2 protein-coding genes are annotated in these 22,855 nt (G+C 63.5%); both read left to right on the top strand.

What is annotated here, in order from left to right:
* Positions 1–45: 45 nt before the first annotated feature.
* Positions 46–11,031, top strand: coding sequence for a non-ribosomal peptide synthetase (locus tag ASD60_RS15780; protein WP_056854882.1), 10,986 nt, complete (start codon positions 46–48; stop codon positions 11,029–11,031).
* A complete protein-coding gene (locus ASD60_RS15775) occupies positions 11,031–22,793 on the top strand; it encodes a non-ribosomal peptide synthase/polyketide synthase (RefSeq protein WP_056854881.1) in 11,763 nt (3,920 codons plus the stop codon). Before ASD60_RS15780 ends, ASD60_RS15775 begins: the two co-directional genes overlap by 1 nt.
* Positions 22,794–22,855 lie beyond the last annotated feature (62 nt).

The raw sequence follows: 22,855 nt of genomic DNA, 5'->3' as shown, positions 1-22,855 counted from the left end.
ACGACGTGCCTTTGTGCTTCCCGCCACTGATCCGGATACCAAGAAATGAATGCTGAAGACTCCTTGAAACTTGCTCGCCGGTTTATCGGGTTGCCCCTGGAAAAGCGCCAGGTGTTCCTCGCGGCCTTGCACAAGGAGGGCGTTGATTTCGCCCGTTTTCCCATTCCTGCCGGCGTCGACGCCGAGGATCGCCAGGCGCTGTCGTACGCCCAGCAACGCATGTGGTTTCTCTGGCAACTGGACCCGCAAAGCGGTGCGTATAACTTGCCCGGTGCGGTGCGCCTGAGCGGTCGTCTGAATCTGGCGGCGCTGGAGCAGGCCTTCGCCAGCCTGGTGGCGCGTCACGAAACCCTGCGAACGGTGTTTGCACCGCAGCCCGACGACAGCCTGCTGCAAGTGCCGGCGACGGCGCCGCTGGAGATCGAACACGTCGATTTCTGCCGCTTGCCGGCCAATGAGCGCGAGCAAGCCGTGGCACAAGCCGCCGAGCGGCAATCGGTGTTGCCGTTCGACCTGGGCACGGGGCCGCTGCTGCGTGTCACCTTGCTCAAACTCGCCGAGCAGGAACACGTCATGCTGTTGACCCTGCACCACATCGTCTCGGATGGCTGGTCGATGAACGTGCTGATCGATGAATTCATCCGCTGCTACGACGCTTTCGATGCCGGTACGCAACCGCAACTGGCGCCATTGCCGATCCAATACAGCGACTACGCCTTGTGGCAGCGGCGCTGGCTGGAGGCGGGCGAGCAAGCGCGGCAGCTCGAATACTGGCAGGCACAATTGGGCGACGAACACCCGGTGCTGGAACTGCCGCTGGATCATCCGCGCCCGGCAATGCCGAGTCATCGTGGCACCCGCTACGAGTTCGCCGTCGACGAGCACCTCGCCGAGCAACTGCGCGCCACTGCACAGAGGCACAACGTCACGTTGTTCATGCTGCTGCTCGGCGCGTTCAACGTGCTCCTGCACCGCTACACAGGCCAGCGCGACATCCGCGTCGGTGTGCCGATTGCCAACCGCAACCGCGGCGAAATCGAAGGCCTGATCGGTTTCTTCGTCAACACCCAGGTGCTGCGCACGCAACTGGACGGCCAGACTCGGGTCGACGAACTGCTGTATCGCATCAAGGAAACGGCCCTTGGCGCACAGGCTCATCAAGACCTGCCGTTCGAGCGACTGGTCGAAGCCTTGAAACTGGAACGCAGCCTCAGCCATACGCCGCTGTTCCAGGTGATGTACAACCACCAGCCGCAGGTTGCCGACATCAGCAGCGTCACTACCGCCTCCGGTTTGGCGCTGGGCATGATCGAGTGGCAAGGGCGCACCACCCAGTTCGACCTGACCCTCGATACCTATGAAAAGGCGGGAAAGCTGCACGCCGCATTGACCTACGCCAACGACCTGTTTGACGCCACGACCATCGCACGCATGGCGCAGCACTGGACGCGCTTGCTGCAAGGCATGGCCGGCGATTCACAGCAACGCATCAGTGATTTGCCGATGCTGGAACAGGCCGAATACCAGCGCATCGTGCACGACTGGAACCGTGCCGATGAACGCTTCGCCGAAGATTTGTGCATTCATCAGATGATCGGCAAGCAAGTGTCCGAAAGCCCTGACGCATTGGCCGTGACCTTTGCGGACAAACGCCTGACCTACAGCGAACTCGACCAGCAAGCCAATCGCCTGGCACACAAACTGATCGAACTGGGCGTCGGCCCGGAAATCCGCGTCGGCGTGGCAATGCAGCGCTCCGAACAGCTGCTGGTGGCCTTGCTCGCGGTACTCAAGGCTGGCGGTGCCTACGTACCGCTCGACCCGGATTACCCGGCCGAGCGTGTCGCCTACATGCTGGAAGACAGCCGCGCGCTGCTGCTGTTGACCGAACAGGACGTGGCCAAGACCCTGAACGTGCAGGCCGCAACCCAATTGCTGATGCTCGATGGCATGGCGACAGGCCTGGCTGATTACCCGAGCGATGCCCCGATCACCCGTGTCACGCCGGACAACCTGGCCTACGTGATCTACACCTCCGGCTCCACCGGCAAGCCCAAGGGCGTGGCTATCGCCCACCGTAACGTGCTGGCGCTGATCGACTGGTCCGCATCGGTTTACAGCCGCGAAGACATCCAGGGCGTGCTGGCCTCGACCTCGGTGTGCTTCGATCTGTCGGTGTGGGAGTTGTTCGTCACCCTGGCCAACGGCGGTTCGCTGATCATCGCCCGCAATGCCCTGGAGCTGCCGCTACTGCCGGCCCGGGATCAGGTGCGGTTGATCAACACCGTGCCTTCGGCGATCAATGCGCTGCAACGCGACGGGCAGATCCCGCCGAGCGTGCGCATCATCAACCTGGCCGGTGAGCCGCTCAAGCAAAGCCTGGTGGAGGCGTTGTACCGGCAAGCGAGCGTCGAGCATGTCTACGACCTGTACGGCCCGTCGGAAGACACCACTTATTCGACCTGGACCCGCCGCGAGGCCGCTGGCCGCGCCAACATCGGCCGCCCGCTCAAGCACACCGCCAGCTATCTGCTCGATGCCGACCTGCAACCAGTGCCGCAAGGCGTGTCTGCCGAGCTGTACCTGAGCGGTGCCGGGATCACGCGCGGCTACCTCGCACGGCCCGGCATGACCGCTGAAAAGTACGTACCCAACCCGTTTTCCAGCACTGGCGAACGCCTGTACCGCACCGGCGACCTGACCCGTTATCAGGCCGACGGTACTCTGCAATACGTGGGCCGCATCGACCATCAGGTCAAGGTCCGCGGTTTCCGTATCGAGCTGGGAGAAATCGAAGCGCGGTTGTTGCAGCAGGACGCGGTGCGCGAACTGGCGGTGCTGGCTCAGGACGGCGTCAGCGGTCAGCAGTTGGTGGCGTACATCGTGCCGAGTGACTTGGCACTGATAGTCGATGCCGATGCTCAAGCGATCCTGCGCGAGACATTGAAAGCGGCGCTGCGTCAGCATTTGCCGGACTACATGGTCCCGGCGTTCCTGCTGTTCCTCGAACATCTGCCGCTGACCCCTAACGGCAAACTCGACCGCAAGGCGTTGCCGGCGATTGATGGATCGACCCAACAACGCGAACACGTTGCACCTCGTAGCGAATCGGAAAAATCCCTCGCCGCCATTTGGCAAGATGTGCTGGCTCTCGACAGCGTCGGTGTGGAAGACAACTTTTTCGAGCTGGGCGGCGACTCCATCGTTTCGATGCAAGTGGTCAGCCGTGCGCGGCAGGCCGGGATCGTGCTCAGCCCCAAGGACTTGTTCCAGCACCAGACCATCCGCAGCCTCGCTCAAGCGGCACGCACTGGCGGGCTATCGCAGATCGATCAAGCTCCGGCGGTTGGCGAAGTGGCACTGGCCCCGGTACAGCAATGGTTTTTCGAACAAGAGATCCCCGAGCGTCAGCACTGGAACCAGTCGCTGCTGCTGGTACCGCGCGTGGCGTTGAATGTCGAAGTGCTGGAGCGTGCCCTGGAGCAATTGCTGACTCAACACGACAGCTTGCGCCTGCGTTATGCACAGGCAGAAAACGCCTGGCTGCAAACCTATGCCGCGCCGACCACGCAGTCGGTGTTGTGGCAGCGCAAGGCGCAATCGGTCGGTCAGCTCAACGTCTTGTGCGATCAAGCCCAGCGCAGCCTCGACCTGCACGACGGACCGTTGCTGCGGGCAATGCTGGTTGCGATGGCCGATGGCTCAGAACGTTTGCTGTTGGTTATCCACCACTTGGCGGTGGACGGTGTTTCCTGGCGCGTGCTGCTGGAAGATTTGCAGCACTTCTACAACGGCGGTACCGCGCAGGCGAAAACCAGCACCTATCAGCGTTGGGTCGCGCGTTTGCAGGAACATCTGCCGGCCTTCGAACGCAACCTTGGTCACTGGCAGAGCCAACTGCAAGATGCGCCGAACGACCTGCCCTGCGAGCGCCCGAACGCTGCGCTGGAAAACCGCTACGAGCACAAGCTCGAACTCAAACTCGACAGCGAGCAAACCCGCAAGCTGCTGCAACAGGCGCCGGCGGCTTACCGCACCCAGGTCAACGACCTTTTGCTGACCGCACTGGCCCGTGCCGTTTGCCGCTGGAGCGGGCAGGGCAGCACGTTGATTCAGCTCGAAGGTCATGGCCGCGAAGACCTGTTCGATGAGATCGACCTGACCCGCACTGTTGGCTGGTTCACCAGCCTGTTCCCGGTCAACCTGAAACCCTGCGCCGATCTCGGCGCGTCGATCAAAACCATCAAGGAGCAATTGCGCAACGTTCCGGACAAAGGCCTGGGCTACGGCGCGCTGCGTTATCTCGCCTCGACACCGGTACGCGATGCACTGGTAGCGTTGCCGCAACCGCGCATCACCTTCAACTATCTCGGGCAGTTCGACCGGCAGTTTGATGAAGGCGCGTTGTTCACGCCGTCCACTGAAGGCAACGGTGTGGCGCAGGACCCCACGGCGCCGCTCGGCAACTGGCTGGTGGTTGAAGGCCAGGTCTACGGCGGCGAGTTGTCCCTGAGCTGGGGTTTCAGCCGCGAGATGTTCGACACCGGCACCATCCAGCGTCTGGCTGACGAGTACACGTTGCAGCTCAACGCACTGATCGATCATTGCTGCGCGCTTGAAGTGGCGCAGGCCACGCCGTCGGACTTCCCGTTGGCGCAGATCGATCAGGCGCAACTCGATGGATTGCCGCTCTGCGTCTCGACGCTGGAAGACTTGTATCCGCTGTCGCCGATGCAACAAGGCATGTTGTTCCACACCCTGCACGAGCCGCAGGTCGGCGCCTACATCAGTCAGTTGCGTTTGGACATCGGTGGCCTGGACGTCGAGCGTTTCAGCCGCGCCTGGCAGGCCGCGGTCGAGCGTCACGACATTCTACGCAGCAGCTTCCATTGGCAGGGGCTCGACGTCGCGCATCAGGCGATTGCCCGACAGGTGACGCTGCCGCTCGAGGTGCTTGAAGCGACCGACACCGACGCACTGGCCGATGCCGAACGGGCGCGAGGTTTCGAACTGGGCAGCGCACCGCTATTGCGCTTGAAACTGGTGCGTACCGGCACCGACGCCTGGCACCTGATCTACACCAGCCATCACATCCTGATGGATGGCTGGAGCAACGCGCAGTTGCTTGCCGAAGTGATCGAGTTTTACGCAGGCGGGCAATCGCTGCCGGCGCCGACGGGGCAGTACCGCGATTACCTGGGCTGGTTGCAACAGCAATCGGCCGACGCTGGCGAGCAGTTCTGGAAAGCTGCGTTGGCACCTCTGCACACACCGACGATGCTGGCCGAAGCCCTGCGCCCACCCGTCGGCGTCGAGGGCAGCGAGGACCTTCGCGTGACCCTCGACAGCCGCGCCACCCAGCGCCTGGGCGAGTTTGCCCGCCAGCAAAAAGTCACCCTCAACACCGTGTTGCAAGCGGCATGGAGCCTGTTGCTGCAACGCTACACCGGTCAGGATTGCGTGGTATTCGGTGCCACGGTGGCCGGGCGTTCGGCACCGCTGCCGGGCATCGAAGAGCAACTGGGGCTGTTCATCAACACGCTGCCGCTGGTGTGCTCGATGAAGCCCGACCAGAGCGTCAGCCAGTGGTTGGGTGAACTGCAAGGCCTGAACCTGGCGATGCGCGAGTTCGAGCACGTGCCGCTGTACGACATTCAAGGCTGGGCGGGGCAACAGGGTTCGACGTTGTTCGACAGCCTGCTGGTGTTCGAAAACTTCCCCGTCGCCGAAGCCCTGAAGCAGGGGGCGCCGGCCGGGTTGTCGTTCGGCAACCTGCATAACCATGAACGCACCCACTATCCGCTGACCCTCGGCGTCGAGCTGGGCGAAGCGTTGAGTGTCGATTTCAGCTATGACGCGGCGCGTTTCAGTGCCGCTCAGGTGGCGCAGCTCGCAGCTAATCTGCAGCACCTGCTGAGGCAATTCGTGGCAGCGCCGGAAATGGCACTGGGAGAGCTGGAACTGCTCGATATCGCAGGCAAGGACGCGTTGCTCGCCATCAGTCAACCGGCAATGGTCGAGTTATCCACAGGGCTTTTGGCTCACGAGCGAATTGCCGCGCAAGCAGCTGCCGCTCCGGATGCGCTGGCATTGCAGGTCGATGGCCAAAACCTGAGCTACGGCGAACTCAATGCCCAGGCCAACCGCCTGGCTCATCGTCTGATCGACAACGGCGCCGGCCCCGGCAAACGTATCGGCCTGGCCTTGCGGCGCGGTCCACAGTTGATTGTCAGTTTGCTCGCGGTACTGAAAAGCGGCGCGGCCTATGTGCCACTGGACCCGAAATACCCGGCTGAGCGCCTGGGCTACATGATCGAGGACAGCCGCCTTGAGGTGCTGCTGTGCGAACCCGGCCTGCTGGCCGATTTGCCGCTGCCAGTGCAAGTGCGCCTGTTGAGCCTGGATGAAGCCGCAGGCTATCCGGCCAACGATCCACCAAGCCATGTCGTTGCCGAGGATCTGGCCTACATCATCTACACCTCCGGTTCCACCGGCCGGCCCAAAGGCGTGGCGATTGCCCACGGTGCGCTGCGCGAGTTTTGCCAGACCGCTGCCGATTATTCGCGGTTGTCGGCCGCCGACCGCGTGCTGCAATTCGCGACCTTCAGCTTCGACGGTTTCGTCGAGCAGTGCTACCCGGCGCTGTGCGTCGGCGCGGCGTTGATCATGCGCGGTGACGAGTTGTGGGACGCCGGCCGGCTGGCCGCGCAAATCGTCGCCCAAGGCGTCACCGTGGCCGATTTGCCGGCGGCCTACTGGTTCCTGTTGGCCCGTGAATGCGCCAGTGGCATGGTGCGCAACCTTGGCGATTTGCGTCAGGTGCACGTCGGCGGCGAAGCCATGTCAGTGGAAGGGTTGCGCCTGTGGCATCAGGCCGGTCTGAGCCCTGTGAGGTTGCTCAATACTTACGGTCCGACTGAAGCGACCGTGGTCTCCAGCGTGCACGATTGCCAACTGCAAGATGCCAGCGATGCGTTCGGTATCCCGATTGGTCGTGCAATCCCCGGTCGTGCGCTGTATGTATTGGATTCGGCGGGTCAACTGCTGCCCGCCGATGGCGTCGGCGAGTTGTGCATCGGAGCTCCGGCCTGCCTGGCGCAAAGTTATTTCGACCGCCCGGCGCTGACCGCCGAACGCTTTCTGCCCGACCCGTTTGCCCGTGAACCGGGGGCGCGGCTGTACCGCAGCGGTGACCTGGCGCGCTATAACGCCCAGGGCGATCTGGAGTACGTCGGGCGCATCGACCATCAGGTGAAAATTCGCGGGTTGCGCATCGAGATGGGCGAGATCGAAGCCTGCCTGCAAGCTCGGGACGAGGTACGTGAAGCGGCGGTCATCGCCCAGGACGGTACGCAACTGGTGGCGTACATCGTCGCCAGTGGCGCGGTTACGTCCGAGACACAATACCTGCAAGCGCTCAGGTCGGTTCTGCGCCAGTCGCTGCCGGAATACATGGTGCCGAGCCATTTGCTCCTGCTCGACAAGCTGCCACTCAACAACAACGGCAAACTCGACCGCAAGGCCTTGCCAAGGGTTGAAGCCAGTGCTGCACAACGGGCCTTCGTCGCACCGCTGGAAGGGCTGGAATCGCAGCTGGCGCAGATCTGGCAGCATGTGCTGCAAGTGGAAGAAGTGGGCCGCGACGACAACTTCTTCGAGTTGGGCGGCCACTCGTTGCGGGTGCTGCAAGTGATTTCGCGGGTGCGTCAGCAACTGAACATCGAACTGTCGGTGAGCAGCCTGTTTTCCGCTGCGAGTCTCTCGGAGTTTGCCGAGCGTGCGGCGCCTGCCGAAATCAGCGCTCAGCCGCCACTGCAACCTGCGGCGGCCGATCAGCCGCGAGTTCTGTCCTACGCCCAGCAGCGTCAGTGGATTCTCTGGCAGCTGGACCCGCACAGCAGTGCCTACAACATCCCGGCCGCACTGCGCCTGAAGGGACCGTTGAACCGCGACGCACTGCGTGCAGCCTTCCTGCACTTGCAGGCCCGTCACGAAACCCTGCGCACGACCTTCGAACAGGACGGTCAGCATGCCCGCCCGTTGGTGCACGCCGAGCTGGCGTTGCAGTTGAGCGAGCGACCAGTTGTTGAGTCGGCGCTCAGCGATGCGCTGGCCGAAGAAATTGCCCAGCCGTTCGACCTGCGCACCGGTCCGCTGTGGCGAGCGTTGCTGCTGCAAGTCAGCGCCGAAGATCACGTGCTGGTGCTGACCGTGCACCACATCGCCGCCGATGGCTGGTCGATGCAGGTGATGGTCGATGAATTCAGTGCTTTGTATCAGGCCGCCATCGAGGACTGCGCGCCTAATCTCAACAGCTTGCCGGTGGCTTACAGCGACTATGCCCGCTGGCAGCGCGACTGGCTGGAAGCGGGCGAGGGCGCTCGGCAACTGGCGTGGTGGCGCGAGCAACTGGACGGCAGCCAGGCACCGCTGGAACTGCCGAGCGAACTGAGCCGTCCGGCCCGTCGCAGCGGGCGCGGTGCCAGCCTGATGCTCAACGTCGATCGGCAACTGCTGGCCGGTTTGCGCGAGCGTGCGCAGGAGCAGCAAGTGACCTTGTTCATGCTGTTGCTGGCGAGCTTGCAGACCCTGCTGCACCGCCAGAGCGGGCAGTCGGGCATCAGCGTCGGCGTGCCGAGCGCCGGTCGTTCGCGGATCGAAACCGAAGGCCTGATTGGCTTCTTCATCAACACCCAGGTGCTGCGTGCCGACATTGACGGGCAACAGCCGTTCAGCGTCTTGTTGCAACAGGTCAAACAAACGGCACTGATGGCGCAGGCTCATCAGGACTTGCCGTTCGAGCAACTGGTCGATGCCATGCAGCCTGACCGCAGCCTCAATCACAGCCCATTGTTTCAGGTGCTCTACAACCACCAGCAGCAGATGGGCGCGAGCGTCGAGCGGGTGGTCGGCGGTTTGCAGGTCGAGCGCTTGCACTGGCAACAGCACACCGCACAATTCGATCTGGTGCTCGATACCCAGGAACAAGGCGACACACTGGACGCCAGCCTGACCTATGCCAGCGATCTGTACGACGAAGCCTCGATGCAGCGTTTCGCCGAGCAATGGCTGAACCTGCTGCGTGCGGTGGTGGCCGATCCGCAGCAGCGCGTCGCCGAACTGCCGTTGCTGCAAGCCTCGCAGTACGACGCTTTGATCGAGCACTGGAATCCGGCGTTCCAGCTGCAAGCGCCATCGCCGACCTTGCATCAGTTGTTCGAAGCGCAAGCCGCGCAACGGCCGGACGCGGTGGCGCTGGTCTTTGAGGGCGAACACCTGACCTACGCCGCGCTCAACGCCCAGGCCAACCGCCTGGCGCGCAAGCTGCGCGAGCAGGGTGTCGGGCCGGAAGTGCGCGTGGGCATCGCCACCGAGCGGGCGCTGCCGCTGGTGGTCGGTCTGCTGGCGATTCTCAAGGCCGGTGGCGCCTATGTGCCGCTCGATCCGCAATACCCCGCCGAGCGCTTGAGCTACATGATCGACGACAGCGGCATTGCGCTGCTGTTGACCCAGTCTCACTTGATCGACGGTTTGCCGGCACGTGATGGCGTGCAGGTGCTCGACCTGGGCGCGATGCAACTGGACGCTTACAGCGCCGACAACCTGGCGCCGCTGGCGACGGCGGACAATCTCGCCTACGTGATCTACACCTCCGGCTCCACCGGTCGCCCGAAAGGCGCTTTGCTCAGCCACGGCAACGTCGGGCGCCTGCTGACGGCCACCGCCGAACAGTTCAACTTCGGTCCGGACGATGTGTGGACCCTGTTCCATTCCTACGCGTTCGATTTCTCGGTGTGGGAGCTGTTCGGTTCGCTGTGCACCGGCGGGCGCCTGGTCATCGTGCCGTACTACATCAGCCGTGAGCCGCAGGCATTCCACCGCTTGCTCTGCGATCAAGGGGTGACGGTGTTGAACCAGACCCCGACCGCGTTCCGCCAGTTGCTGCCGATTGCCTGCGCCAGCGCACGCGATCTGGCGCTGCGTCAGGTGATCTTCGGCGGCGAAGCACTGGAAGTGGCGAGCTTGCGCCCGTGGTTCGAACGCTTCGGCGATCAACAGCCGACGCTGGTGAACATGTATGGCATCACCGAAACCACGGTGCACGTGACCTACCGCGCCATTCGCCGGGCCGACCTCGACGGCAAGGCCCAGAGCCCGATCGGCCTGCCGATCCGCGACCTGCGCTGGTACTTGCTCGACAGCCAGTTACAACCGGTGCCGGTGGGGGTGGCAGGCGAGCTGTACATCGCCGGCGCCGGTCTGGCGCGGGGTTATCACGGACGTTTCGGCCTCACCGCCGAACGCTTTGTACCGAGCCCGTTCGACGCTTCGCAACGGCTCTATCGCAGTGGCGACTTGGCGCGCCAACGTGCCGACGGCAGCATCGATTACCTCGGGCGCATCGACCAGCAAGTGAAGATCCGCGGTTTCCGCATCGAACTGGGCGAGATCGAAGCCGCGCTGCTGGCGCAACCCGGCGTTCGCCAGGCGGTGTTGAGCGTGTACACCGCTGACGCCGGGCCGCAGCTCTGCGCCTATGTCGTCGCCGAGCAAACCCCGCATGACCCGATTGCCTGGCGTGACAACCTGCGCGCCGCGCTCAAGGTCGACCTGCCGGACTACATGGTGCCGAGCCACTGGCTGCTGCTCGATGACTTGCCGCTGACCAGCAACGGCAAGCTCGACCGCAAGGCTTTGCCGCTGCCGTTTGCCGAAGACTGGCAGCGACCGTTCGAAGCCCCCGAGGGCCAACTCGAACAGCAACTGGCGGCGATCTGGGCCGACGTGCTGGCCGTGGCGCAGATCGGGCGGCGCGACAACTTCTTTGAATTGGGCGGGCACTCGCTGCTCGCCGCCCAGGCCAATGCCCGCGTGGAACTGGAATTGGGCATCGAGCTGCCGTTGCGCGCGCTGTTCGAAAGCCACGACCTTCAGGCTTACGCCGCCATGGCCTCGCAACAAGCCCCGACTGACAACGATGCACGTCTGGATGCGCTTGAGTCGCTTCTCGACGAGATGGAGATCAACTGATGGAACACAGCACCGCCATGCGTATCGCCACCCGTTTCGCCGGCCTGCCTGCCGACAAGCGCCGCGAGTTTTTGAGCAAGATGCAAGAGCAGGGTGTGAGCTTCGGTCAACTGCCGATTCCAGCCGCCGTCGAGCCGCCAGCGCACTTTGAACTGTCCTACGCGCAGCAGCGCCAATGGTTCCTCTGGCAACTCGATCCACAGGGTTCGGCGTACAACATTCCCGCGGCCCTGCGTCTGCATGGACCGCTGAATGTAGAGGCCCTGCAACAGAGTTTTGACCGGTTGCTGGAACGGCACCAAAGCCTGCGCAGCCGTTTTGTCGAGGATGACGGCCAGGTGCTGCAATCCTTGGCGACGTTCACTTCATTGGCTATCGAGCAGCACGATTTGCGCGATGAACCTGCGGCGCAACGCTTCGAATATGCAATGAAAAAAGTCGAGCAGGAGATCGCCCGCCCATTCGATTTGCAGCACGGCCCGTTGTTGCGTGTCAGCCTGCTGCAACTGGATGCCGAGGATCATGTGCTGGTGCTGACCCTGCACCACATCGTCACCGATGGCTGGTCAATGGGGGTATTGATTGAAGAGTTTTCCCGACTGTATGCCGCCCATTGCCAAGGGCTGGACGCAGAACTGCAAGGGTTGCCGATCCAGTATTCGGATTACGCCGCGTGGCAACGGCGCTGGATGGAAGCGGGGGAGCTGGAACGGCAACTGAACTGGTGGCGTGAAAAACTCGGCAGCGAACAGCCGCTACTTGAACTGCCGACCGATCGCCCACGCCCGGCCCAGCCGAGCCAGCGCGGTGCGCGACTGGACTTCGCCCTCGACGCGGACTTGGCCAGCGGTCTGCTGACCCTGGCCAAACAACGCAGCGTGACGCCGTTCATGCTGTTGCTGGCCAGTTTCCAGGCCTTGCTCTATCGCTACAGCGGCCAAGCCGACCTGCGCATCGGTGTGCCGATCGGTAACCGTAATCGCAGCGAAACCCGTGGCCTGATCGGTTTCTTCGTCAACACCCAGGTAATGCGCGCCGAACTCGACGGGCGCCTGCCGTTCAGCCAGTTGCTGGAGCAGACCCGCGTTACTTCGCTGGATGCCCAGGATTACCAGGACTTGCCGTTCGAGCGTCTGGTGCAGGCGCTGCAAGGCGAGCGCAGCCTCAGCCACAGCCCGCTGTTCCAAGTGATGTTCAACCACCAGCAAGCCCGGCCGGCAGCGGTCAGCGGTTTGCTGGCGGGGCTGCGGGTCGAGGCGTTGAACGCCACGGCGCAGACCACGCAATTCGACCTGCAACTCGACACCCAGGAACAGGGTGACCAACTGTTCGCCAGCCTGACCTACGCCACCGACCTGTTCGACTCCGAGCGCATCGAAACACTGGCCCGGCATTGGCGCAACTTGCTGGCCGGCGTGCTGGCAAACCCGCAAACCCCGCTGGCCGAATTGCCGCTGCTGGATGTCGACGAGCGCCTGCGTATCCTCGATGAACTCAACGACACCGCTCAGGACTATCCGGGCGAAGTCTGTGTGCAACGGCACTTCGAAGCGCGGGTGCTTGAAAATCCTCAAGCGACGGCGCTGGTGTTCCAGGGCCAGACCCTGAGTTATGCACAGCTGAATCTGCGCGCCAACCGCCTGGCCCATCACTTGCGCGGGCGAGGTGTCGGCCCGGAAGTGATCGTCGGGATCGCCTGCGAGCGCTCGTTGGAAATGGTCGTCGGCCTGTTGGCGATTCTCAAGGCCGGTGGCGCCTATGTGCCGTTGGACCCGGAGTATCCGCGCGATCGCCTGAGCTACATGATCGAAGACAGCGGTATTTCGCTGTTGCTGACCCAGGCGCATTTGCTGGCTCAATTGCCGACCCCGGACACCGTGCGCACCTTGTGCCTGCATGCCGACGCCGATTGGCTGAGCGATCTGCCGGGCAGCGATCTGCCAAACATTGCCGTGGCGGAAAACCTTGCCTACATGATCTACACCTCCGGTTCCACCGGTAAGCCTAAGGGCGCGGGCAACCGCCATGTGGCGCTGCACAACCGCATCGAATGGATGCAGCAGGCCTACAACCTGCAACCGTCGGACCGCGTGCTGCAAAAGACCCCGTTCAGTTTCGACGTGTCGGTGTGGGAGTTTTTCTGGCCGCTGATGAAAGGCGCCACGCTGGTGATCGCCGCGCCGGGTGAGCATCGCGACCCGCAACGCCTTGCTGCATTGATCGTCGAGCAGTCGATCACCACGCTGCACTTCGTGCCGTCGATGCTCTCGGCGTTCATTGGCGCTGATGAAGCGCTGGCCTGCACCTCGCTGACCCGGATCATTTGCAGCGGTGAAGCGCTGCCGATGGAGTTGCAGCGCCAGACCCTGCGCAGCCTGCCCCGAGCCAACCTGTACAACCTGTATGGCCCGACCGAAGCGGCCATCGACGTGACTCACTGGACCTGCGTCGAAGAGGGGCGCGACAGCGTGCCGATCGGCCGCCCGATCGCCAACCTGCGCACCTGTATCCTCGACAGCGAACTGCAACCATTGCCGCTGGGCGCGGTGGGTGAGTTGTACCTCGGCGGTGTCGGCCTGGCCCGCGGTTACCACCGTCGCGGCGCGTTGACCGCCGAGCGTTTTGTGGTCGACCCGTTCGGCAGCGGCGAGCGTTTGTACCGCACCGGCGACCTGGCGCGTTACCGCGCCGACGGCGCCATCGACTACTGCGGACGCATCGACCATCAAGTGAAGATCCGTGGCCTGCGCATTGAACTGGGGGAAATCGAAGCGCGCCTGCAAGAACATGCCAGTGTGCAGGAAACCGTGGTGCTGGCCCTCGACGGCCCGAGCGGCAAGCAACTGGTGGCCTACATCGTGCCGCAGGAACGTACCTTGGTCGACGCCGATGCCGAACGGCAGGGCGTGTGGCGTGAAAGCCTGAAAAGCCATTTGCTCGGCAGCCTGCCGGATTACATGGTGCCGGCACAGACGGTGCTGATCGAGCAAATGCCCCTGAGCCCCAACGGCAAGCTGGACCGCAAACGCCTGCCGGCGCCGACCGCGCAGGTCAGCCAGCGCTCATTCGAAGCACCGCGCAGTGCCCATGAGCAGGTGCTGGCGCAGATCTGGCAGGACGTGCTGGGCGTTGAACAGGTCGGGCGTCAGGACAACTTCTTTGAGCTGGGCGGCGACTCGATCATCTCGATCCAGGTGGTCAGCCGTGCTCGCCGCGCCGGCCTGAGCCTGCAACCGCGCGACCTGTTCCAGCAGCAAACCCTGCAAGCCTTGGCCGCCGTGGTCAAGGAGCAAGCCGCGCCGCTGGCACAACAGGGGCCGGTGGACGGCGTACAAACACTCACGCCGATCCAGCGCTGGTTCTTCGAAGAGCCGATCTCGCACCGCGCACACTGGAACCAGGCGGTGTTACTGGCGCCGCGTGAAACCCTTGAGTTGCCGCGCCTGCAAGGCGCCCTGCAACGTGTGCTCAAGCAACACGATGCCTTGCGTTTGCGATTCAGCCAGGTCGACGGTCAATGGTCGGCGCGCTATGTCGGCGCCGACAGTGCCGACGTCATCGACATGCTCTGGACCGCCCGCGTGGCCAGCGATGCTTCGCTGGAATCGGTGTGCGACGAAGCCCAGCGTAGCCTCAGCCTGCAAGACGGTCCGCTGCTGCGGGTGGCGCTGATCGCCCACGCCGATGGTTCGCAACGGTTGCTGCTGGTGATCCATCACGTGGCGGTGGACGGGGTTTCGTGGCGGGTGTTGCTGGAAGATTTGCAGGCCGCCTATCAAGGTGAAGCATTGCCGCCAAAAACCAGCGCGTTCCAGGCCTGGGCCGACAAGCTCGGCGCTTACGCACGCTCTGAAACCGCCGCCGCCGAACTGCACTGGTGGCAGGCGCAACTGGCCGGGGCCAGCGATTCGCTGCCGGCAGCCAACCCGCAAGCGAGTCAGGCCGGGCATCTGCGCCAGGGCGTGAGCATCGGCCTGGACCGCGATCAGACTCGCCAATTGCTGCAACAAGCACCCGCGATCTACCGCACCCAAGTCAACGATCTATTGCTCACCGCACTGGCCCGCACCCTCAGCCGTTGGACCGGCCACGCATCGGCGCTGATCCAGCTCGAAGGCCATGGCCGCGAAGAACTGTTCGACGATATCGATCTGACCCGCACCGTTGGCTGGTTCTCCAGCCTGTTCCCGGTGCGCCTGACGCCGACCGCCGAGCTCGGCGCTTCGATCAAGGCGATCAAACAGCAACTGCGCGAAGTTCCAGGCAAAGGCCTGGGCTACGGCCTGCTGCGCTACATGGGCGATGCTGCGGCGCAATCGGCATTGGTCGCGCTGCCCCAGGCGCGGGTGACGTTCAACTATCTCGGCCAGTTCGACCAGAGCTTTGCCGAGGACGCCTTGTTCTCCCCAGCCAAGGAGTCCAGCGGTGCCGCGCAATCGGCGGATGCGCCGTTGCCGAACTGGCTGTCCGTGGACGGCCAGGTCTACGGCGGCGAATTGAAACTCGATTGGACCTTCAGCCGTGAATGCTTCGACCTGCGCGACATTGAAGCTCTGGCGATCGATTTTCGTGCTGAGCTGTTGGCGCTGATCGACCATTGCCTGAGCGACGGCGCGGGCGGCGTGACCCCGGCGGACTTCCCGCTGGCGCGGCTGAGCCAGGCGCAACTTGATGAATTGCCGGTGCCGCCGGCGCATATCGAAGACGTGTATCCGCTGTCGCCGATGCAGGCCGGTTTGCTGTTCCACAGCCTCTTTGAGTCGGCGTCCGGCGCCTATGTCAACCAGCTCAGCGTCGAGGTACGCGGCCTTGATGCGCAACGATTGGGCCGGGCGTGGCAAGCGGTGCTCGACAGTCACGCGATCCTGCGCAGCAGCTTTCACTTCCCACAGGGTTTCGAAGCGCCAGTGCAATTGGTGCATCGTCATCTGCAATTACCGCTGACCTGCCTTGACTGGCGTGATCGCGACGATCAGGCCCAAGCACTGGCGCAACTGATCGACAGCGAACGCCTGCAACTGGATTCAACTCAAGCGCCGTTGATGCGTTTGACGCTGGTGCGCCTGGATGACGAGCGTCAGCAGCTGATCTACACCCACCATCACTTGTTGCTCGACGGCTGGAGCAATTCGTTGTTGCTGAGTGAAGTGTTGCAGCGTTACGCCGGACAGGAAGTGCCCGTGCCAATAGGACGATTCGCCGACTACATCGGCTGGCTGCAACGTCAGGATGCCGAGGCGGACGAGGCCTTCTGGCGCGGGCAACTGGCGAGCCTGGACAACCCGACGCTGTTGTCTCAGAGCCTTGCGCATGGCGATAACAAACAGCCCTCGCCAGCGGAGTTTGCCGACCATCGCCAGACCTTCGATGTCGCCACCAGCCAACGTTTAAGCGACTTTGCCCGCCAGCAGAAAGTCACCCTCAACACCTTGGTGCAAGGCGCGTGGGCGCTGTTGCTGCAACGCTATAGCGGGCAACGCAGCGTGGCGTTCGGCGCCACTGTGGCCGGGCGTCCGGTGGATTTGCCGGGGGCCGAAAGCCAGCTCGGGTTGTTCATCAACACCTTGCCTGTGATCAGCAGCCCCGACGCGGTGGAAAGTGTCGAGCAATGGCTGAACCGCTTGCAGGCGCAGAACCTCGAACTGCGCGAACACGAATTCACCGCCCTCGGTGACATCCAGCGCTGGGCCGGGCGTGCCGGTGAGCCGCTGTTCGACAGCCTGCTGGTGTTCGAAAACTTCCCGGTGGCCGAGGCCTTGCAACAGGGCGCGCCGGCCGGTTTGAGCTTCTCGATCCCGAACAACCACGAACGCACCAATTTGCCGCTGACCCTGGCGGCCACCGCCGAAAGTCAACTGAGCCTGCACTGGAGCTACCAGTGCAGCCACTTCAGCAGCACGGCGATTGTGCGCATGAGCGAGCACCTGGCCGCGTTGTTGGCAGCCATGGTTGCCACGCCTCAGGCAGCGTTGAGTGAACTGGACCTGCTGACCGCACCCGAACGCACCCAGCAATTGCTGGAATGGAACCCGCCGTTCAAGGTCGCGCAAAACCCGCTGTGCGTGCATCAGTTGATCGAGGCCCAGGCCGTTGCCCGGCCTGATGCCACGGCGCTGATTTTCAACGATGTGCAACTGAGCTTCGACGAGCTCAACCGCCGCGCCAACCGCTTGGCCCACCATTTGCGCGGGCGCGGTATTGGTCCCGAAGTGCGGGTCGGCCTGGCGATGCAGCGTTCGCCGGAAATGATCGTCGGTCTGCTGGCGATCCTCAAGGCGGGCGGCGCATATGTGCCGCTCGACCCGGCGTATCCGGCGGAACGCCTGCGCTACCTGATGGATGACAGTGGGATCTCGCTGCTGATCAGCCAATCCTGGCTGCGGGAAAAACTGCCATCGCCCGAAGGCCTGGCGGTAGTGGAAATCGACCGCGAGCCGCTGGAGTCCATGGCCGACAGCAACCCGGTCAACCTGACTTGCGGTGAAAACCTCGCCTACCTGATCTACACCTCGGGTTCCACCGGGCGGCCGAAAGGTGTGAGCGTGGCCCACGGTCCGCTGGCCATGCATTGCCTGTCCATCGGCGAGTTGTACGGCATGACCCCGGACGACCGCGAACTGCAATTTGCCTCGATCAGCTTCGACGGTGCCCACGAACGCTGGCTGACACCGCTGGTGTTCGGTTCGGCGGTGATGCCGCGCGACGACGAGTTGTGGAGCGTGGAGCGCACCTGCGCCGAGATCGAAAAACACCGCATCACCATCGCCTGCTTCACCCCGAGCTACCTGGCGCAGATCGCTGACTACATGGGCGAAGCCGGGCGCGATTTGCCGATCCGCTCTTACACGCCGTGCGGTGAAGGCATGGCCAAGCATGCCTTCGATGAAGTCCAGCAAGTGCTGCAACCCAAACGACTGATCAACGGCTACGGCCCGACCGAAACGGTGATTACCCCACTGATCTGGCTGGCCTATCCGGATACCGAATTCGACTCGGCGTTCATGCCGATCGGACGGCCCGTTGGCAACCGCAGTGCCTATATTCTGGACGGCGGCTTGCAGCCGCTGCCGGTGGGCGTGGCGGGCGAGTTGTACCTGGGCGGCGAGGGCGTGGCGCGGGGTTATCACCAGCGCCCGGACCTGACCGCCGAACGTTTCGTGCCGGATCCTTTCGTGCCGGGCGCGCGTCTGTATCGCAGCGGCGACCTCGCACGATTCCGCGCAGACGGGGTGGTGGAATACCTCGGTCGCATCGACCAGCAGGTGAAGATTCGCGGGTTCCGTATCGAACTCGGCGAAATCGAAGCCTGCCTGATGGAACACGAAGGCGTGCGTGAAGCCTTGGTCATCGACCGCGATGGCCCGACCAGCCGTCAGTTGGTCGGTTACGTGGTGCCGCGCGATCCGTTGGCAGATGAACAAGACCTGCGTGAGGCACTGACGGCGCACCTGCGCAGTCGCTTGCCGGCGCACATGTTGCCGGCGCACCTGATGTGCCTGGCGGCACTGCCGCTGACGCCGAACGGCAAGCTCGATCGTCAGGGTTTGCCAGCGCCGCAAGCCTCGCGCCAGAGCCTCGATCAAGTGGCAGCGGCATCGCCCGCCGAGGCGCTGTTGGTAGAAATCTGGCAGGCGCTGCTGGGCCTGGATTCGCTGGGCGTCACCGAGAATTTCTTCGAACTGGGCGGTGACTCGATCATTTCCCTGCAAGCGGTGAGCCGTGCCGGGCAGCGCGGGCTGGTGTTCAGTCCGAAGCAGTTGTTTGAGCAACAGACCATCCGTGCACTCGCCGCCGTGGCGACCCGTCGTGAAGCTACGTTGGTCGACACGCCGACCGTCGAGGCGTTTGCCCTTGTTCCGCAGATTGATGCAGCGGCTCGTACAGGGCTGCAAGACCTGTATCCACTGTCACCGATGCAGCAGGGCATGCTGTTCCATTGCCTCGATTCGCCGGAGCTCAACCCCTACGTCAACCAATTGAGCGTGGCGGTCGACGGCTTGCAGGTGCCGCGTTTCCGTGCGGCGTGGCAAGCGCTGGTCGAGCGTCACGAAGTACTGCGCGCGGCGTTCCGCTGGCGTGATGGGCTGGCCGATCCGCTGCAAGCGGTGTTCGCCGAGGTCGAGTTGCCGATCGAAGAACTTGACTGGCGCGAGCGTAGCGACACCGAGCTGGCGCTGAGTGAACTGGCGGCTTCCGAGCAGGCCAAGGGCTTCGACCTGAGCTGCCCACCGCTGATGCGCTTCATTCTGGTTCGCCTCGGTGAAGCGCGTTACCAGATGATCTGGATCTACCATCACCTGCTGCTGGACGGCTGGAGTGCTTCGCGTCTGCTCGGCGAAATGCTGCGCCTGTACCACCACGACAGCCTGCCGGCGCTGACCGGTCGCTACGCCGACTACATCGCCTGGCTGCAACGCCAGGATGATGCCCAGGCCGAAGCTTTCTGGCGTGAGCGTCTGGCCTTGCTGGAAGCACCGACCATTCTGGCCAAGGCCTCCGGTGCCAGCGGTTGCGGCCATGGCGTGATGTACAGCGACCTCAATGCCGAGGCGACGCGCAAGTTGCACAGCTTCGCCAAGCGCCAGCGCGTGACCCTCAACACCCTGGTGCAAGGCGCCTGGCTGTTGCTGTTGCAGCGCCATAGCGGCCAGCGCAGCGTGGCATTCGGCGCCACGGTGGCGGGGCGTCCAACCGCTTTGCCCGGTGCCCAGGACATGCTTGGCCTGTTCATCAATACCTTGCCGGTGATCCAGACCCTCGACCCGCAACAGCCGCTCGGTAAGTGGCTGCGCGAGTTGCAGGATTACAACCTGGCGGTGCGCGACTACGAACACACGCCGTTGTCCGACGTCCAGCGCTGGGCCGGGCAGGGTGGCCAGGGGCTGTTCGACAGCATCATCGTCTTTGAAAACCATCCGGTGGACCGTGCCTTGCGCGGTGGCGAGGAAGGCGAGTTGCGCTTCGCCGAAGTCGGCAGCGGCGGCGTCACCAACTTCCCGATGGACTTGATGGTCAGCGCCAACGAGGAAGGCCTGGAAGTCGAATACCTGTACCTGCGTGATCGCTTCAGCGAACAGGAAGTCGAGCGCATTCGTGCACAACTGGAAGGCTTGCTGCGTGCATTGCCTGAGGATGCCGACTGCTTGCTCGGCAACATTGGCTTGCCCGAAGCGCGTTTGAGTCTGCCGCAAGCGTCTGCCGACAACACTGATCTATTGCACGCGTTCAATCAGCATGTCCGTCATCAGCCGCAGAAAATGGCGTTGTTCTGCGAGGACCGGGAGCTCAGCTATGCCGAGCTCGATGCACAGGCCAACGGTCTGGCGCAGCAATTGATCGCTCGCGGCATCGGCGCGGAAAACCTGGTGGCCGTGGCGCTGCCGCGTTCCGAACGGACCCTTGTCGCGTTCCTCGCGGTGCTCAAGGCGGGCGCTGCGTATCTGCCGCTGGACCTCGCGTACCCGGCCGAACGGCTGGCGTACATGCTCAGCGATTCAGCGGCGAGCCTGTTGATTTGCGACAGCGACATCGGTGAACGCCTGACGTTGGCCGACAGCCCGCCGCGTTTGTTGCTTGATCAACTGAACGTTGCCGGCAGCAGCGAGTGCCCGGTTGTCGAGCCGCTGCCCGGCCACCTGGCGTACCTGATCTACACCTCGGGGTCTACCGGCCAACCCAAAGGCGTGGCCGTGGCGCGGGGGCCGATTGCCCGGCATTGCCGCGGCGTCATCGATCTTTACGAACTGGCAACCCGCAGCCGTGAATTGCACTTCATGTCGTTCGCCTTCGACGGGGCCCAGGAGCGTTGGCTGAGCGTAATGCTGGCCGGTGGCAGCCTGGTGATCCGCGAGGACAACGTGTGGACGCCGGAGCAAACCCTGGAAGTGTTGCATCGGCACAGCGTCACCGTCGCCTGCTTCCCGCCTGCGTACCTGCAACAGATGGCCGAAGTGGCCGAGCGTCTGGGCAATCCCCCGGCGGTCGAGGTGTATTGCTTTGGTGGCGATGCGGTGCCGGACGCGAGTTTCGAACAGGTCAAGCGTGCCTTGCGGCCGAAGCGTCTGGTCAACGGTTACGGTCCGACTGAAACCGTGGTCACGCCGCTGCTGTGGCGTGCCGAGGCCCGCGAACGTTGCGATGCCGCCTATGCGCCGATTGGGCGTGGCGTCGCGGGGCGCGGCTTGTACATACTCGATGCCGATCTCAATCCGTTGCCGGTGGGTGTCAGTGGTGAGTTGTACCTGGGCGGCGAATGCCTGGCGCGGGGTTATCACCAGCGGCCGGGGATGAGCGCCGAGCGTTTCATTCCCGACCCGTTCGAGGCCGGTGGCCGCATGTACCGCACCGGTGATCTGGTGCGCCAGCGTGAATGCGGCTTGATCGACTACCTCGGCCGACTCGACCAGCAAGTGAAGATTCGTGGTTTTCGCATCGAACCGGGCGAAATCGAAGCGCGCTTGCGCGATTGCGTGGGCGTGCAGGATGCCGCCGTGGTGGTGCACGACACGCCGACCGGCAAGCAGTTGGTCGGGTATGTGGTGGCTGGCGCTGCGGTCGGGCTGGACCGTCGCTTGAAAGCCGAGCTGCAAGCGCAAATGCCGGACTACATGGTGCCGGCGCGAATCCTCGTGCTGGAGCGTTTCCCGCTGTCGGCCAACGGCAAGCTCGACCGCCGCGCACTGCCCGAGCCGGAATGGGCGCTGGGCGGCTATCGCGCGCCGCGCAATGCGCTGGAACAGGCGTTGACCGCGATCTGGCAAGACGTACTCGGCGTGCCGCAAGTGGGCATCGACGACAACTTCTTCGAACTCGGTGGCGACTCGTTGCAGGTGCTCAAAGTCATCTCACGGGTGCGCAGCCAGCCGCAGCTGGGCTTTGAGTTGAAACTGCGCGACTTGATGCAGAAACCGTGCATCGCCGAGCTCAGCGGCTATCAGGCAAACGAGTCTGCAAAAGCACCGGACCCGTTGTTGGCGCTCAATAGCCGGGTCGCCAATGTGCCGGCGCTGTTCTGCCTGCACGCCGGTTTCGGCACGGTGTTCGACTACGAACCGCTGGCCCGGCGTCTGGACGGTCGGCGCACGGTATATGGCCTGCAATGCCGCATGTTGCTTGATCCGCAGTGGCAGGACGAATCGCTGCTGGCGATGGCCCAGGCCTACGCCCAACGGCTTCGTGCACAACAGCCGCACGGTCCGTATTACCTGTTGGGCTGGTCGTTGGGGGGCGCGTTGACGCAACTGGTCGCTCGGGAACTGGAAGACCAAGGGCAAACAGTGGCGTTTGCCGGACTGGTCGACAGCTACGTGGCGGGCACCGCGGAAGCGGGGGACTGGCGCGAAGATTTGGCGGACTTCCTGAAGTTCGTCCTCGGTCAACCGTCTGAAGAAGCAGAAGCATTGATTGATTTGAAAGCCGCTGGCCTGAGTGAACGGGAAGGCGCCGCAGCGGTGATTGAAGCGGCAATGCACGGTGCCAACGAAAACGCGGCGTTGGGCGCGAGCGAGCTTTCGCAGATCTTCGCCACCGGCTCATCGCTCAAACAACTGGCGCTGGCGCAACGACGATTGCCATCGGTGCAGGTGGCGGCGCATCGCTGGTGGGTGGCCGGGCGTGATGACGAGCGCCGGGTGTTCGAAGCGCAAGTCGGTCATCACGGCGTGGATCGCTTGTTGGCGGGCGGGCATTACGAGTTGTTGCGTGGTGATGTGTTGCTCAATGAGCTTGAGCAACTGTTGGAGCGCCGGACAGCTATTGCTTGAAAACGTTAGTGGCGAGGGAGCTTGCTCCCGCTGGACTGCGCAGCAGGCCCATTCTTGGGGCC

Source organism: Pseudomonas sp. Root562 (assembly GCF_001427125.1).
Taxonomy (GTDB): Bacteria; Pseudomonadota; Gammaproteobacteria; order Pseudomonadales; family Pseudomonadaceae; genus Aquipseudomonas.
This window is presented reverse-complemented; position numbering and strand designations above follow the sequence as displayed.